The following is a 14,521-nucleotide window of genomic DNA, read 5'->3' as shown; positions in this document are numbered from 1 at the left end:
ATGAACGCACCCTGGAAATCCGGCGGCCCCGGCGGCCGCGACCAGTTCGCCGCCTATATGTGCGACGAGGCATCGCTCGACGTGCTGCGCCCCATTGCGCTCGAAATGGGCTGGCAGCCGGAGAAGTGCAACAAGGGCGGCCTGCGCAACGCGGTCCAGTCGCTGTCGATCACCGCAAGCCCGAACATCCTCCTGGTGGACCTGTCGGAAAGCGGCGACCCGCTGAACGACATCAATGCCCTGGCCGAAGTCTGCGAGCCCGGCACCGTCGTCATCGCGGTGGGCCAGGTGAACGACGTGCGCCTCTACCGCGACCTGCTGGCCAGCGGCATTCAGGACTACCTGCTCAAGCCCCTCTCCCCCGGCACCGTGCGCGATACGCTGGCGCAGGCGCAGGCCGTGTTCTCGGCCCCGCGCGGCCATGAGCCCGGCGCGGCCAAGTCCCACCTTTCCACGGCCGTGATCGGCACGCGCGGCGGCGTCGGTGCCTCCACCCTGGCGACATCGCTTGCCTGGCTGTTCAGCGCGGACGAAAAGCTGCCGACCGCCCTGCTCGATCTCGACATCCATTTCGGCACCGGCGCGCTCTGCCTCGACCTTGAGCCCGGCCGAGGCCTGACCGACGCGATCGAGAACCCCAGCCGCATCGACGGCCTGTTCATCGAACGCGCGATGATCCGCGCCAACGACAACCTGGCGATCCTCTCGGCCGAAGCCCCCATAGGCACGCCGCTGATGACCGACGGCGCGGCCTTCGTGCAGCTTGAGGAAGAATTCCGCCAGGCCTTCGAGATGACGGTCATCGATCTGCCGCGCAACATGCTGATCAACTTCCCGCAGCTTCTGGCCAATGTGAACGTGGTCGTGCTGGTCGTGGAACTGACGCTGGCCTCGGCCCGCGACACGATCCGCATGCTCTCCTGGCTCAAGGCCCATGCCCCGCATGCCCGCGTGCTCGTGGTCGCCAACAAGATCCAGCCCAGCCTGGCCGAGATCACCAAGGCCGATTTCGAAGCCTCGATCGAAACCCCGGTGCAGATTGCCATTCCCTACGACCTCAAGGCCGCATCGATGGCCGCGAAGCTGGGCCAGACATTCGCCGACACCAACCGCACCAACCGGGCCGGTGCCGCAATCCGCGACCTGTCGCGCCTGATCCTCGAAGAGACCGGAGAGGCCCGCGCGGCGCCGGGCGGCGCTGCCGCCAAGCCTTCGCTGCTCGGCAAGCTCGACCTCAAGGCCTTCATGGGCAAGGCCGCGGCGAAGAAGGAAACGGCCCCTCGCTGAGGGGCCGCGAAAGGGGCGAAAAGCGGCCATGAACATGATGCAGTTGCTGCTGCTGGCGATCGGCCTGACGAGCGCGGTAGCGCTTGTCTGGGTCGCCTTCTCCGGCCCTTCGCCCGCCAAGGAATCGACGCGCCGGCTGAAGTCGGTGCGCTACCGCCATTCGCAGAGCACCACCGACCGCGTCGAGGCGCAGATGCGCAAGGCCGTGGCCGCGCGCCGCCCGAAAATGCACAAGACCGCGGGTTCGGGCTCGCGGATCGACGCCCTGGCCCTGCGCCTGCACCGCTCGGGCGTGAGCTGGTCGCTGAACCAGTACCTCTACGTTTCCGGCGGCGTCGGCCTCTTCGTCACGCTGCTGGTGCTGCTCAAGACCAAGGCGCTCATCCTGGCGCTGGCCTTCGGGCTGTTCATGGGCGCGGGCATTCCGCATTTCGTGCTCAACAAACTCATCTCGCGGCGCACCAACGCATTCAACGCCAAGTTCCCCGACGCCATCGAACTGCTGGTACGCGGCCTGCGCTCGGGCCTGCCGGTCACCGAGACGCTCGGCGTCGTCGCCAAGGAAGTGCCCGGCCCGGTGGGCGAGGAGTTCAAGCTCGTCACCGAACGCATCAAGATCGGCAAGACCATGGAGGATGCCCTCCAGGACACTTCCGACCGTCTCGACATCCCGGAATTCGCCTTCTTCTGCATCACGCTGGCCATCCAGCGCGAGACCGGCGGCAACCTGGCCGAAACCCTGGCGAACTTGTCCGACGTGCTGCGCAAGCGCTCGCAGATGAAGCTCAAGATCCGCGCCATGAGCTCGGAATCCAAGGCCTCGGCCTATATCGTGGGCTCCCTGCCCTTCATCGTCTTCGGCATGATCTGGTGGATCAACCCCGGCTACATCGGCAAGTTCTTCACGGACGACCGCCTGATCGTGGCGGGCATGGGAGGCGCGGTCTGGATGGGCATCGGCGCCTTCATCATGGCCAAGATGGTCAGTTTCGAGATCTGAGCGAAAGATAGACGGTCCGATGCCAAACCAACCTGCCGGTCCCACCCTTCTCGGTTTCGACGTCATCATGGTCGGCACGCTGCTCGCGGCCGTCGCGGCGGCGGCCGTGCTGCTGGCGATCTATGCCGCGGTCACCGTGCGCGATCCCATGGCCAAGCGCGTCAAGGCGCTCAACCAGCGCCGCGAAGCGCTCAAGGCCGGGATCGCCACCGCCCCGCGCAAGCGCCAGAGCGTCGTGCGCCGGAACGAGACGACCGATCGCATGGGCGCCTTCCTCGGCAAGCTGAAGATGCTGCAGGACAGCCAGCTTCGCACCATCGAGCAGAAACTGGCCCAGGCCGGCATCCGCAACAAGGAATGGGCGGTCGCAGTGGTCTTCGCCCGCCTCGTCGCGCCGATCCTGATGGGCGGCACCGCTGCTCTGGTGATCTACGGGATCGACTACTTCCCGCAATGGAGCAGCTTCAAGAAGTTCATGGGCTTCGCGGGGATGCTGATCGCCGGCTACAAGGGGCCGGATATCTTCATCAAGAACATGGTCACCAAGCGCACTGACGCGATCCGCAAGGGCCTGCCCGACGCGCTCGACCTGCTGGTGATCTGTGCCGAGGCCGGCCTGACCGTCGACGCCGCGTTCGACCGTGTCGCCCGCGAACTCGGCCGCGCCTATCCCGAACTGGGCGAGGAATTCTCGCTCGCCTCGATCGAACTGTCGTTCCTCACCGAACGCCGGCAGGCATTCGAAAACCTTGCCTACCGCGTCAATCTCGACGCCATGCGCGGCGTCGTCACCACCATGATCCAGACCGAGCGCTACGGCACGCCGCTGGCTTCGGCCTTGCGCGTCCTATCCGCCGAATTCCGTAACGAACGGATGATGCGCGCCGAGGAAAAGGCAGCCCGCCTGCCCGCGATCATGACCGTGCCGCTGATCCTGTTCATCCTGCCGACGCTGTTCATCGTCATTCTCGGCCCGGCCGCCTGCTCGATCGCCGATGCCTTCTCGGGCGGGGAGCCCCACGCGCCGAAGTAGAGCTAGCGGCGCTGCGACGGGCGGCGGGGGACATAGACGACCACGCCGTCCGGCCCGCGATAGACCCGCTGCCAGCGCCGCGACCGGGCGAGTTCCCCCGCCAGCGGCGCATTGTGCTCCTCCTGGATGAGGAACGCAGCCGGATGCCACTTGGCGATCACGTCGACGAGGGGAACGTAGCCGTTCTCGATCCCGCCGTTGTACTGCCACTCCTCGCGCGCGTAGCGATAGTAGCGACCGTCATAAGCGACGTGCCAGGCCGGCCAGCCCGCGTCGATGACAGGGCCGCCATAAGGGAAATCGGCGTAGATGGTGCCGTGTACGTCAAGCGTCTTCAGATAGGCGATGGCACCCAGCGGCAGAGTAGGCGCAAAGCGCGTCGGTGCCACGATCGGCGTGATCGCCGCCACGAACAGCACGGCGGCTGCGGCCAGACCCCGCGGCGCGGTGCGTTGGGTGTTCGCGTACTCTTCGCTCCCTGTCATGGCCCGCGTCACGGCCCGCGCGATCACCGGAACGAGGGCAAGGGCCCAGAACAGCACGAAGCGATAGGCAGTCGCCGTCAGGATGAAGAGGGCCAGCGCCAGCAACAGTTCGCGCGGCTCACGGCGCTCCTGCTGGCGCAGGACAAGGAACAGGGCAACGATGGCCACGGCCAGGACCGGCACGGCATTGGTCCAGTTGCCTTCGATCCAGAGCGGGCGCCATTCGCTGGCGCCGATGGCAAGGCTCATCTCGGCATTCTTCGCCGAAATCGCCAGGATCGAGACGCCGTCGGGCGTGGCGAAGACCGCGCCGATCGCGGCCAGGCTCAGGATCGCCGGGCCGATCGGCAAGGGGCGGCTGCGGTCGCGCAGCCAGGCAAGAAGGCCGAGGGCTGTCTGGATGCCCAATGCGAGCGCGCCGACGCTGACCGAGGGATGCAGGTTCTGCCAGAGCAGGAGCAAGGGCACGCCCAGCGCGATGGCCGGGAGCGGTCGTAATTCGAGGCGCTGCAGCGCCAGGAGCAGACCGAAACAGAGCGAGGCGTAGCTTTGCGGCCGAATGCTGGCCGTCGCGAGCGCGGCAATGAACGGCAGCACGAGCGCGGCGGCGACCGCCAGCCTGGAGGCGCCCCGCAGGCGGCAGGCAGCCGCGACCGCCCAGAACCCGCCGAGCCAGCATAGCGAATCGTAGATCCGCAGGCCGTCCCAGCCGCCGATGGCGCGAACGAAGGCCATGCTGGCCTGCGCCAGCCAGCCGATGGCCGGCAGCGGCTCGCCCAGATGCAACGCGGCGAATGGCTCGCGCGAGATCGGGCCGCCATGGGCCAGGATGATCTCGCCCAGCTTGAGCTGCCAGAAAATGTCGACATCCCAGACCCGGCGGAGCAGCAGCACGGCGAGCATTGCCGCCGGCACGAGCGCCGCGGCCCAACACGCCCAGGACACGTGCGCTGTCGTCCCGGCTTCGGCCGTGGGGGCCGCGGCGGCGACCGGCCGTCCTTCGCTCGTCTCGATCCGTCCGCTCACCTTGTCCCCCGGCTCATGCCCCGCGCATGCCCATCACCTGCATGGCACGCGCTTTCCTTCACCGCAGCGCGAGAGGCTGTTCAAGCCCCCTGCGCTGCGGAAGCGGGGATAATCGGGTTCGGACGGCTATCCCGAACGTTGGCACCGGACAAGGCCGCGCTCAGCGTGGCCGAAATGCCCGGCTCAGTAGCCCATCAGGCTGAGCACTTCCTTGCGGCTGCGTTCGTCGTCGAGGAAAGTCCCCATCATGCGGCTGGTGATCATGCTGACGCCCGGCGTACGCACGCCGCGCGCGGTCATGCAGGCATGGCTGGCCTCGATCACCACCGCCACGCCCTGCGGCTGGAGATGGTCCCAGATGCACTGCGCCACTTCGGCGGTCAGCCGTTCCTGGATCTGGAGGCGGCGCGCGAAACCGTGCAGCACGCGGGCCAGCTTGGAAATGCCCACGACATGGTCCTTGGGCAGATAGGCGATCGCCGCCTTGCCGATGATCGGCGCCATGTGGTGTTCGCAGTGCGACTGGAAGGGAATGTCCTTCAGCAGCACCACTTCGTCATAGCCGCCCACTTCCTCGAACACGCGGCTGAGGTGGATCGCCGGATCCTCGCCATAGCCCTGGCAATATTCCTTCCAGGCGCGGGCCACGCGCTTGGGCGTATCGATCAGCCCTTCGCGCGCGGGATCGTCTCCGGCCCACTCGATCAGCGTGCGGATGGCCTGCTGCACATGGTCGGGGACGGCCGGCTTGCCCAGCGGGTTGTCCTCGTCGGGACCGTCAAGGCTGCTCATCCCTTCTTACTCCTTCGCAATCTGTCCATGAGGCGCAGCCGCATGAGCTGCCCCTTGCGGCGGAAGAGACCGCGCCGCTCGATCGGCTCGAACATCTCTCCGGGTCGTTCCGGGTCGAGCAGAGCACTTTCACCCAGCGCTCTTTCAGCTTCGGAGAGATGTTTCAAGGGCAAGGGTTCCAGATGTTTGCCCGTGGGCACAAGGCTTTCGACCGCCGCCAGCATCGAGCCATGGCGATCCAGCGCCTCGGCGATGGTCTCTTCGGTCACGCCGCAATGCTCGGCGAGCAGGCGATGGCGCAAACCCGCGATCGCCGGCGACACATGGGCGTTGGCAGGGCGCGCCGCATCGATGAAGACATCGCATTCGGAATCGAGCCCCATCGAACGGTTATTCATGTTGGCCGAACCCACCCGCAGCACTTCGTCATCGATGATCATGAGCTTGGCATGGACATAGATCGGCGTGCCGTCCGCGGCGACCGGGTAGTAGATGCGGAAACGACCGGCATGGTCCGCCTCGCCCAGCGTCCGCACCAGTTCGACGCGCGCGGTATCCATCGCCACCTGCTCCAGCCAGCCGTCCGCCGTCAGCGGATTGACGATCAGGAACTCCGGCGGATCGTCTTCCAGCAGCCGTTCGCAGATCGCCTCGGCTATCGCGCGCGAGGCGAAATACTGAGTTTCGGCATAGACGAAGCGGCGGGCGCGGCGGATCTGCTCCACGAACAGGGCCTCGATCTCGCTGACCTGGGGGCACTCGCCATATTCGGCGCGGGTCCGGGCAATGCCGACCTCCACATCCTCGAATTCGGCGCGGAGCTTGTCAGGCCAGGGGCTGAAGTCCTGCGGCACGCAAGGCGCGATCTCCGCACCGCCCGCAACCTTCCAGCGCTCGCGCCCCAATTCGCCCAGCGCGGCGGCCACTTCGCCCTCCATCACCATCGTCACGTCGTGCCAGGGGCCATAGAGCCCTCCGGTCGGGCGGCGGCGCCGAGGGTCCTTGGGCAGATGATCCGGCGTGTCCCAGCGATCGGAAGTCATGTCGATACCACCGCACGCCGCGAAGACATCGTCCACCACCACGATTTTCTGATGGTGACTGCAGCCGATCGGATGCGCGCCGTCGAACTTGAAATCGATTCGCGCCTGCAACGCCCAGCGGACCAGGTCGAAGACCATCGTCCCGCGAAAGAGCGACTTCACCAGCGAGATGTTCCACTTGAGCAGCAGGATCTCCAGCCGGGGGTTCGACTTGACCAGCCAGATGATGAAGGAACCGAGCCGCGCGGGAAATTTCTGGCGCCGCCCGCGTTGCCACCAGCGGCGGCCCGAGGCGAGCAGGATCCGCGAATCGAAATCCCAGCCGATCAGGAAGATGCGTTGCCGGGCTTCCTCCATCACGCCGCGCATCAGTTCGAAATAGTCGGCCGCGTCGATCACCACATAGGCGCGCGTCGCCATGGCGTAGCGCCAGACCGATGGCGAAGCCGCTGGGTCCTGGCCTCCCCCGTTAGCCGAGTTTTGTATCATCACTTACCTTGCTGGATCAGCCGTCGCCCGCGATCAAGGGTTGAGATCGAGGGATGTTCCGAAGGGCATTTGTCCGACATGTGACACGACCCGCCGCCCCTGAAACCTGCGAATGGCCGATTTCCGCCACTTCACCGTAAAAAAGAGCCCCTTTGACGGTTGATCCGGCACCGTTCAGCGGCCATTCCGTTGCAAGTGTGCAACATGCACCGTCAAAGTCCGTTCCTTCCCAGTGCTAACCCACGCGGAACGGGCTTCCAACTTTCGGGTTGGAACAAATCGTCCGGGTCGTGAATTTTCCGGACCACCATTCACGCTTCCGCAGCGATTGCGCGTCGGAAGCCTCCGAGCCGGAACCGTTGGGTCGGTTCCCGCATCGAGAAGGAGTATGCCATGAAGAAATCTCTCATCGCCGCCGCGATCGCCGCCGCGACCTTGTCCCCGGTGACCGTCATGGCTCAGGGCACGGCTGCTGCCGCCACCGCCGCCCCGACGGTAGGTGCCAAGGTCTATGCCCCCGATGGCTCCGAAGTCGGTACCGTGGAAGCGGTCCAGAACGGTGTCGTCACCGTAAACACCGGCACGGCCCGCGCCGGCCTGCCCGGCACCGCCTTCGCCATGCGCGAAAAGGGCCTGACCATCGGCATGAACAAGGCCGACCTCGAAGCCGCCGTGAACGGCGCCAAGGCTGAGAGCAGCGCCGAACTCGCCACCGCCTTCGTGGCCGACAAGCCGATCAAGAGCAGCGACGGCGTCGTTCTCGGCACCGTGAGCAAGGTCGAAGGCGACGACGTCTTCGTGGCGCTCAACAACGGCTCGGTCGCCCAGCTCAAGAAGTCCTACTTCGGGCTCGGCGCAGACAAGTCGCTGACGCTCGGCATGACCTCCACGGCGTTCAACTCGCAGCTGCAGGCCAGCGCCGGCGGCCAGCCGGGTGCGGATGCCCAGGCGGCTCCCTCGGCCACTGCCGCCGCGGGCGAGACCCCCAGCGGCCAGTAATCGCCTGAGGGCAATCTGATCGAAAGGCCGGGAGCGCAGCTGCGTTTCCGGCCTTTTTCGTTTCAGCTTGCTCCAGCCTCTCAGCCCGCCTGTCATCGCGGATACGAAAAACCCCGCTGGAGCCAGGCTCCGCGGGGTTTTCAGTGCATTGGTGCAAGTGGTGCGCCCGGAGCGATTCGAACGCCCGACCCTCAGATTCGTAGTCTGATGCTCTATCCAGCTGAGCTACGGGCGCACAATTTGCCCTATGTGGTTCCATTCCCTGCCGAAGGAGAGAATGGTGCGCCCGGAACGATTCGAACGTCCGACCCTCAGATTCGTAGTCTGATGCTCTATCCAGCTGAGCTACGGGCGCAAATTTCATTCTCCAACCAAAGACCATGCCCCGAAGGAGAATGGTGCGCCCGGAACGATTCGAACGTCCGACCCTCAGATTCGTAGTCTGATGCTCTATCCAGCTGAGCTACGGGCGCGTTGGAGAGGCGCCAATAGGAGCGCTTCGCCTTGCCGTCAACGCCTATATCGCGTTCTGCGCCAAGATTGTGGATAAGGCTGCGGCAAGCGGATAGTCGAGCGGCGGCATGTCGAGACCCGGGATCTCGCCGGGCATGTACCAGCCCAGCGCTTCGGCCTCATGGGCCTCCGGCTCGCCCTCCCAGGCACGGCACGCATAAAGAAGAATGACGATCGCACGGCCGCCCCCGCTCTTGGCCCCGACGTTGGCAGCCTCGTCTCCGGACGGCAGGCTCCCCGGCCCGCTCGCGAAGCCCACCGGCATGAGCGCTTCCGGCGCCAGCGCCACGCCCAGCTCTTCATGCAGCTCTCGCGCGGCAGCCATCTCGGGCGTCTCGCCTGCCTCAACCTTGCCGCCGGGGAACTCCCAGAGCCCGCCGTGCTGCGACGCCAGAGCCCGCTGCTGCATCAGCACGCGCCCGTCCGCGCGTAGCAGAGCCACGGCGACGACCAGCAAGGGTGTAAGGAAATTTTCCAGGGAAACGCCCTCCTTTAGGAACTCTTTAACGCTAAGCCTCTAATTCAATAAATGATTGGGGGCATTGCAAGTATTCATGACAGAATCATCATTTCTTGCCCGCCTTCTTCGAGATGAAGATGGCGCCACTGCAATAGAGTATGGCCTGATTCTGGCCATGATCGTGCTCGCCATACTTGTCGCGCTCAACAGCCTTGCATCGGAAACGATCGCCCTGTGGACATCCGTCAGCGACAAGTCTGCAGCGGCTACATCCGGTCAGTAATTACTTTCTCTGTTTAAGTTTTTTTCAACACTTCCAGCTTAGATCCCAATCTGTCCAAAGCGCCGAAGCGAGTGCCTGGCGGGGCGGACCGGGTACACAAGACTGCTTTCATTCAGGAGACATGATATGAAGTTTCTCGCCAAGCTGCGCCGCAACGAAGAAGGCGCCACCGCAATCGAATACGGCCTGATCGCCGCTCTGATCGCCGTCGCCGCGATCGCCGCCATGCAGGGCCTGGGCTCGCAGCTCAACACGACCTTTACCAAGACGTCGAATTCGATCGCCGAAGGCAACAAGGCAACGACGCCCGGCGGCGAATAAAACAAAACCTCACTCCGTGTGATTTAAGGGCGGCAGGGAAACCTGCCGCCCTTTTTTATAAGTCGTATGTTTGAGGCCAACGCCGCGATCAACCTTAGTCGACGTCATCCTGAACTTGTTTTCAGGATCCATGGCAGGCCATAAACCGCGGTGTCTTGTGCAGCACATGTCCTGAATCGCGTTCAAGACAACGCCGGCAATTACCGAAACCAGGCTTCAATAAGTCACCAGCTTCACCCTCTGCCCCGGAGCCAGCCGCGCACCGCTCCCCAGTCCGTTGAGCACCAGAAACCGCTCCACGGCCCCATCGCTGTACGCCATGCGCGATGCCAGCGACTGCACGGTGTCGCCAGCCTTTACAGTCACGACCGCCAGCCTTCGCGGCTTGACCTGGCCCGCCTCGCCTGCGGAAATCCGGCGCATGCTCTTGAACATCGCGTTGAACGCGCCCGCGCCGCCGACGCGCGTGATCGTCAGGAAGTGATAGGCCTTGCCCCCGCCGAAGTCGTAGGCGAACACGGCTACATCCACCGGACCGCTGGACGCCTGCACTTGCGCCACGCCATAGGCCGCCGGAATGCCGTTCACGTTCGCGCTCTCGATGCTGGACGGCACGATCCGCGCCTGGCCTGATTCGGTGAGGCTGGAAAACACCGTCTGGATATAAGCGTCCAGCCCCATCCCCATCGGACCGCCCGAGAACTGCGCCTTCCCCGAATCGCCGTTGATCGAAACCGCCTGGGTTCCGTTCACGAGGTAGAACCCCTCGGGCGCCTGGAACGCCAGGCGCAGCTCGGGATGGGTGAAACGGTTGCCGTCGATGATTCCCTGCTTGGGATCATCGCCGTAGACCAGACCATCGATCCGGGTGAGAAATTCGTCGCGGTTGGTCATGCCCGTCGCCGATGCGCCTGCCTGGGCCTGCGCATCGCGCACGCGGGAAGCCGGGTCCGGGTGCGTCGAGGCCCACTGCGGAACCTGATTCGATGTGCCGCGCAATTGCGCCTCCAGGGCCGTCTGGCGCGCGAGGCTATCCAGCACGGTCGCCATGGCCCGCGGATCGTAGCCCGCCCGCTTGAGGTAAGTGATGCCAAGCCGGTCCGCTTCCAGTTCCTGACTGCGCGAATATTTCAGCGTCAGCATTTGCGATCCCTGTGAGGCCAGTTGTTGCCCCAGCCTGCCGAAAGCGCTGTCCCCCAGCAGGACGCCCGACAGCAAGGACCCCAGCACGCCCAGCAACTGGTTGCGCGAGGCGGCTTCCTGTCGCTTGGCCGAATGCCGTGCGGCGACATGACCGACCTCATGCCCGAGCACCCCGGCCAGTTCCGCCTCGTTGTTCATCAGGGCCGTGAGCTGGCGGGTGACGTAGATATAGCCGCCCGGGATCGCGAAGGCATTGTTCACCGGCGAGTTCAGCAACGTGACGGTAAAGTCGCCGCGCGCGTTCGAAAGGCCGGACTGGATGGCGATGTTCTTGCCGACCTGCTCGACATAACTGGCCTGAGGGCCGGTCACGGCGCCGCCGAATTCGGCGAGGAGATCCGGGTGCGCCTTGGCGCCTTCCGCCTTGTCGGCACGGCTGATGGCGTTGACAGTGGCCGGGCGGGCCGCGGCGGCGACGGCAACGCCTGTCGTGCTTGGCGCCAGGGCCAGCAGCGCGGCGCCCGCGCAAGTCGCGGCGAAAGCGCCCCTGAGCGCCCGAACCGGTTGGTATGCAGACATCTTCTTCCCCTCGGACGATGGCAATTCTTCGCGTTTCTCCCGTGAAGCAACGGGAAGGATAATGCGAGGTTCCCTCCGCTCAGCCGCGCGCCAGTGGATGGCGCGCGTTTACCAGCGCCACCAGCCGCGCGCTGTCGACATGCGTGTAGATCTGGGTCGTCGCGATATCCGCATGCCCCAGCAGCATCTGCAGAACGCGCAGGTCCGCCCCGCCTTCGAGCAGATGCGTCGCAAAGGCATGGCGCAGAACATGCGGAGAAACGCGCGTAGGATCGATCTCCGCGCGCACCGCCAGCGCCCGCAGCAATTGAAACAGGCGCACCCGCGTCAGATGGCCGCTTTCCCCGGTGGAGGGGAACAGGAATTTCGACGTGCCGCGCCGTACCGCCAGCCACCGCGAAAGCACCATGCGCGCACGGCCGCTCACCGGCACCATGCGCTGCTGCCCGCCCTTCCCCGTCACATGCAGGAAAGGCGCATCGCGCGGCACCGCGGCGACGGGCAGCGAAACGAGTTCGGTGGCCCGCAGGCCCGAGCCATAGAGCAATTCCAAAAGAGCCAGCAGTCGCACCGCGTCGGAGCGCTCTCCCGCCGCCTCTGCCTCGGCCGTGGCCAGGAACCGCTCCACTTCCGCATGCGAAAGCAGACGCGGCAAGGGCCTGCGCGTGCGGGGACGCGGCAGCGAACCCGAGGGATCGTCTGCACGCAGGCCCTCGTCCACCAGGAAGCCATAGAATTGCCGGAGCGCCGAACAGCGGCGCGAAAGGCTGGATGCCGCGAGCCCGGTCCAGGCCTCTCCCAGCCCGGCCAGCGAATCGCCGTCGGCAGCGGCAAGATCGCCCAGCACCGCCTCGGCGGCCGCAAGATCGCGCCGATAGGCGGCGAGCGTGTTGGCCGCGGCCCCGCGTTCGGCCGCCAGCATCGCCAGGAACCGTTCGGCGTGGCTTCCGCCCGCCATTCCGGTCAGGCCCGTGCCACGGCTTCCGCGGCGATCATCCTCGCCTCGGCATCGAGGCCGACCGTGCGAAGCGCAGAGACGATGTGGTAGAGGTAACGCGGCGTCATCCGCTGCCAACTGCTGCCCTGCATGCCGAGACCGACCAGCAGGGCAACGCTGGCGGCATCGCCGTCCGTGGCCGCCTTGTCGATGGCGGCGGTGAAACGGGTCGCGCTGTCCAGCTGCATGCCCCAGTCGCCCGAATAGCGCGAGGCCGCGCCTTCATCGATCCGGCCCAGTCCGGCAAGTCCGGCGACAAGGAAAGCGCTGCGGCGCTTGTTCTGGCTGTCGTCGGCCCCGTAATAGGTATCCACCGCGCCCGAATCCACGGCCCGGATACGGCCCGGCGCAGCGAGCGTCAGCAGGCCCCAGCCCTCGCTGCCCGACGCCACGATCGGCGACCAGGCCAGCGCATTGGTGTCGTAACCCGCCGAGAGCATCGAGGCGATCAGCGCAGCGGCATCGTCCTCCATGTCCTTGCTCGGCGCGATGCGCGCTGCGGCTGCGGCGGTAAGCACCTGGCGGGCATAGGCAGCCTCTCCGGTCGTGCCGGTCCAGAGGTTCTGCATCGCGGAAAGGCGCGCTCCGGGCGCTTCCAGCGTATAGGCATCGCGCAGGCTTTCTGCGCGCTTCTGCCATTCGCCGGTCACTTCGAGATCGGCATAGACCTGCGAATAGAGGTCGACCATCGCGGCATTGGAAAGCACGCCGCTGGCCGCCGCCCGGTCGGCGGCAATGGCCCGGCGCTCCAGGCCGACCATCGGCGCAAGGGCGGTGGCATAGTCGTACATCCGCCCGGCGCCGGACATGGCGCTATCGGGCGGGGTGAGACCGACGCCGATCGCCAGGCCGTAGCGCCAGGGCGTCATCGTATCGACACCGTCCCACTCGATCGTCACGGCCTTGCGTGAGCGTCCCGCAGCGCCGGCGTACTTCTGCGCGAGCAGCGAATCGATCCGCGGCATCTTGCCGCTGACGCGGGCCCGCTCCAGCCGGGCGAGCGCGGCGGCGCCGCTGCCCCGGAAGGCATCGCAGATCGACTGCGCGGCGCTCCATTCGGCAGTGTCGTCCTGCATGCCCTGGATCGAGAGCACCGGGCACATGCCGGTGAAATCGGCCGTGCGCTGGTAGATGTCGAAAGCCTCGCGGGTAATACCCGGCGTGAAGTTCGAGATATCCAGCCCCTGCAGGACCGCGCGGGCGGCATCCGTTTCGCCCATTCGAATCAGCAGGCCTACGCGAAGGCCGAGGAATTGCTGCGGGCTCATGCCCGGCGGCGCCTGGAGCCGCGAGGCGAGCGCGCGGCGCAGCAGGATATGCCCCCAGCGCGAGACCAGCGCCCCGCGATTGGCGGCGATGGCGGTCTGCACCAGATAGGGGTTCTGGGCGGAGAGCGAAGCTGCGGCCATCCCGCCCTCGCTCTCGTCGACCAGACCGATCTGCTCCATCGAGCGGCGAGCGCCCGCCGGCATGTCGAGATCTAGCTTGTCGGTCAGCAACTGTTCGAAGGCCTCGGGCGACATGCCCTGCAGTTCTTCAAGCGTGGGCATGCGCGTGAGCGTGCTCTTGCCGCTGGCGTCGGTCGTCACGAAGCCGCTGGTGGGGAAGCTCGGCGCATCCTCCACCGGCAAGGCCTGGATCACCGGGGTCGATACCGAGCGCGGCGCGCTCGACGGCGATGCCGGTGCGGCAGCCGAAGGGCTTGCCGCCGGGCGACTGGACGGCCGCGGCGGCGCAGCAGGCGCGGCGCTGGGTGTGGCGCGCGCGGGCGGTTCGTCGAACATCTTCGGCAGCAGCGATTCGGGCGCATCCTGCGCCACTGCCCATACCGAAGTCAGCGTCAGCGAAACGCCGGCCAGCAGATGCCAGGACCTTACACCCAGGCTCATCGGGGCAGCTCCGGCACCGGAATCGGCTCGACGATATCGCGCACCGGCGAACGGCCGCCATCCGACCATGCCCAGGCGCCCAACAGGACCGCCCCCAGGACTGCCACCGGAGCGACGATGGAAACGGCAGCCACGCCTGAGAACTTGCGCCTGCGTTTTTGTATCGTCACTCGCCTTCCTTC

Annotated in this window: 14 protein-coding genes and 3 tRNA genes; 6 read left to right on the top strand and 11 right to left on the bottom strand. The window is 66.0% G+C overall.

What is annotated here, in order from left to right; translation table 11 throughout:
* The 3 genes from EDF57_RS00415 to EDF57_RS00405 are packed head-to-tail and all read left to right on the top strand — an operon-like array spanning window position 1 to window position 3,320.
* Complete coding sequence (locus EDF57_RS00415) at window positions 1-1,287, top strand: pilus assembly protein CpaE (protein WP_134092723.1); 1,287 nt, start codon at window positions 1-3, stop codon at window positions 1,285-1,287.
* Window positions 1,288-1,315: 28 nt separating this feature from the next.
* Entirely contained in the window at window positions 1,316-2,287 is a 972-nt protein-coding gene (locus EDF57_RS00410; RefSeq protein ID WP_134092722.1) for a type II secretion system F family protein, read from the top strand.
* A 19-nt stretch (window positions 2,288-2,306) separates the two neighbouring features.
* Window positions 2,307-3,320, top strand: coding sequence for a type II secretion system F family protein (locus tag EDF57_RS00405; protein WP_132262259.1), 1,014 nt, complete (start codon window positions 2,307-2,309; stop codon window positions 3,318-3,320).
* 2 nt (window positions 3,321-3,322) lie between these two features.
* Here EDF57_RS00405 and EDF57_RS00400 read toward each other — a convergent pair whose 3' ends face one another.
* The 3 genes from EDF57_RS00400 to EDF57_RS00390 all read right to left on the bottom strand — a co-directional run bounded on the left by EDF57_RS00400 (window position 3,323) and on the right by EDF57_RS00390 (window position 7,086).
* Entirely contained in the window at window positions 3,323-4,750 is a 1,428-nt protein-coding gene (locus EDF57_RS00400; RefSeq protein ID WP_134092721.1) for a hypothetical protein, read from the bottom strand.
* Window positions 4,751-5,014: 264 nt separating this feature from the next.
* Window positions 5,015-5,623, bottom strand: coding sequence for a GTP cyclohydrolase I FolE (folE, locus tag EDF57_RS00395; RefSeq protein ID WP_132262257.1), 609 nt, complete (start codon window positions 5,621-5,623; stop codon window positions 5,015-5,017).
* On the bottom strand, window positions 5,620-7,086 hold the full coding sequence (locus EDF57_RS00390; RefSeq protein ID WP_347876944.1) for a phospholipase D-like domain-containing protein: 1,467 nt from the start codon (window positions 7,084-7,086) through the stop codon (window positions 5,620-5,622). The genes folE and EDF57_RS00390 overlap by 4 nt, the downstream gene beginning before the upstream one ends.
* Before the next feature lie 462 nt (window positions 7,087-7,548).
* On the opposite strand from EDF57_RS00390, the gene EDF57_RS00385 reads away from it, so the two are divergent.
* Window positions 7,549-8,154, top strand: a complete 606-nt coding sequence (locus EDF57_RS00385; RefSeq protein ID WP_132262253.1) for a hypothetical protein — start codon at window positions 7,549-7,551, stop codon at window positions 8,152-8,154.
* A 158-nt stretch (window positions 8,155-8,312) separates the two neighbouring features.
* On the opposite strand, the gene EDF57_RS00380 is transcribed toward EDF57_RS00385, so the two are convergent.
* The 4 genes from EDF57_RS00380 to EDF57_RS00365 form a co-directional block, all read right to left on the bottom strand.
* A tRNA-Arg gene (locus tag EDF57_RS00380) sits at window positions 8,313-8,389 on the bottom strand.
* 43 nt (window positions 8,390-8,432) lie between these two features.
* Window positions 8,433-8,509 (bottom strand) — tRNA-Arg (locus tag EDF57_RS00375).
* A gap of 41 nt (window positions 8,510-8,550) precedes the next feature.
* Window positions 8,551-8,627: transfer RNA gene (locus tag EDF57_RS00370), tRNA-Arg, on the bottom strand.
* Between the two features lie 44 nt (window positions 8,628-8,671).
* The gene (locus EDF57_RS00365; protein WP_279587435.1) at window positions 8,672-9,109 is read right to left on the bottom strand and encodes a (deoxy)nucleoside triphosphate pyrophosphohydrolase; all 438 of its coding nucleotides are present in this window, start codon (window positions 9,107-9,109) and stop codon (window positions 8,672-8,674) included.
* Window positions 9,110-9,221: 112 nt separating this feature from the next.
* Here EDF57_RS00365 and EDF57_RS00360 point away from each other — a divergent pair, with 112 nt between their 5' ends.
* The gene (locus tag EDF57_RS00360) at window positions 9,222-9,410 is read left to right on the top strand and encodes a Flp family type IVb pilin (protein WP_134092718.1); all 189 of its coding nucleotides are present in this window, start codon (window positions 9,222-9,224) and stop codon (window positions 9,408-9,410) included.
* A gap of 126 nt (window positions 9,411-9,536) precedes the next feature.
* Window positions 9,537-9,731 (top strand): Flp family type IVb pilin, encoded by a 195-nt coding sequence (locus tag EDF57_RS00355; protein WP_134092717.1) that lies wholly within the window; start codon window positions 9,537-9,539, stop codon window positions 9,729-9,731.
* A 216-nt stretch (window positions 9,732-9,947) separates the two neighbouring features.
* On the opposite strand, the gene EDF57_RS00350 is transcribed toward EDF57_RS00355, so the two are convergent.
* The 4 genes from EDF57_RS00350 to EDF57_RS25345 form a co-directional block, all read right to left on the bottom strand.
* Window positions 9,948-11,453: a M48 family metalloprotease gene (locus EDF57_RS00350; RefSeq protein ID WP_134092716.1), complete on the bottom strand. Its 1,506-nt coding sequence runs from the start codon at window positions 11,451-11,453 to the stop codon at window positions 9,948-9,950.
* A gap of 79 nt (window positions 11,454-11,532) precedes the next feature.
* Complete coding sequence (locus tag EDF57_RS00345; protein WP_132262245.1) at window positions 11,533-12,411, bottom strand: tyrosine recombinase; 879 nt, start codon at window positions 12,409-12,411, stop codon at window positions 11,533-11,535.
* 5 nt (window positions 12,412-12,416) lie between these two features.
* Window positions 12,417-14,339, bottom strand: a complete 1,923-nt coding sequence (locus EDF57_RS00340; RefSeq protein ID WP_134092715.1) for a hypothetical protein — start codon at window positions 14,337-14,339, stop codon at window positions 12,417-12,419.
* Window positions 14,336-14,509 (bottom strand): hypothetical protein, encoded by a 174-nt coding sequence (locus EDF57_RS25345; protein WP_166675155.1) that lies wholly within the window; start codon window positions 14,507-14,509, stop codon window positions 14,336-14,338. Before EDF57_RS25345 ends, EDF57_RS00340 begins: the two co-directional genes overlap by 4 nt.
* Window positions 14,510-14,521: the final 12 nt, after the last annotated feature.

Source organism: Novosphingobium sp. PhB55 (genome assembly GCF_004368805.1).
In the GTDB taxonomy this organism is placed as follows: domain Bacteria; phylum Pseudomonadota; class Alphaproteobacteria; order Sphingomonadales; family Sphingomonadaceae; genus Novosphingobium.
Note: the sequence above shows the minus strand (reverse complement) of the source record. Positions and strands in the feature narration are given on the sequence as shown.

Coding starts and splice junctions, on each gene's coding strand:
- EDF57_RS00415 (WP_134092723.1), top strand. CDS start 1: ATGAACGCACCCTGGAAATCCGGCGGCCCCGGCGGCCGCGACCAGTTC.
- EDF57_RS00410 (WP_134092722.1), top strand. CDS start 1,316: ATGAACATGATGCAGTTGCTGCTGCTGGCGATCGGCCTGACGAGCGCG.
- EDF57_RS00405 (WP_132262259.1), top strand. CDS start 2,307: ATGCCAAACCAACCTGCCGGTCCCACCCTTCTCGGTTTCGACGTCATC.
- folE (WP_132262257.1), bottom strand. CDS start 5,623: ATGAGCAGCCTTGACGGTCCCGACGAGGACAACCCGCTGGGCAAGCCG.
- EDF57_RS00390 (WP_347876944.1), bottom strand. CDS start 7,086: ATGGCGACGCGCGCCTATGTGGTGATCGACGCGGCCGACTATTTCGAA.
- EDF57_RS00385 (WP_132262253.1), top strand. CDS start 7,549: ATGAAGAAATCTCTCATCGCCGCCGCGATCGCCGCCGCGACCTTGTCC.
- EDF57_RS00360 (WP_134092718.1), top strand. CDS start 9,222: ATGACAGAATCATCATTTCTTGCCCGCCTTCTTCGAGATGAAGATGGC.
- EDF57_RS00355 (WP_134092717.1), top strand. CDS start 9,537: ATGAAGTTTCTCGCCAAGCTGCGCCGCAACGAAGAAGGCGCCACCGCA.
- EDF57_RS00350 (WP_134092716.1), bottom strand. CDS start 11,453: ATGTCTGCATACCAACCGGTTCGGGCGCTCAGGGGCGCTTTCGCCGCG.
- EDF57_RS00345 (WP_132262245.1), bottom strand. CDS start 12,411: ATGGCGGGCGGAAGCCACGCCGAACGGTTCCTGGCGATGCTGGCGGCC.
- EDF57_RS00340 (WP_134092715.1), bottom strand. CDS start 14,339: ATGAGCCTGGGTGTAAGGTCCTGGCATCTGCTGGCCGGCGTTTCGCTG.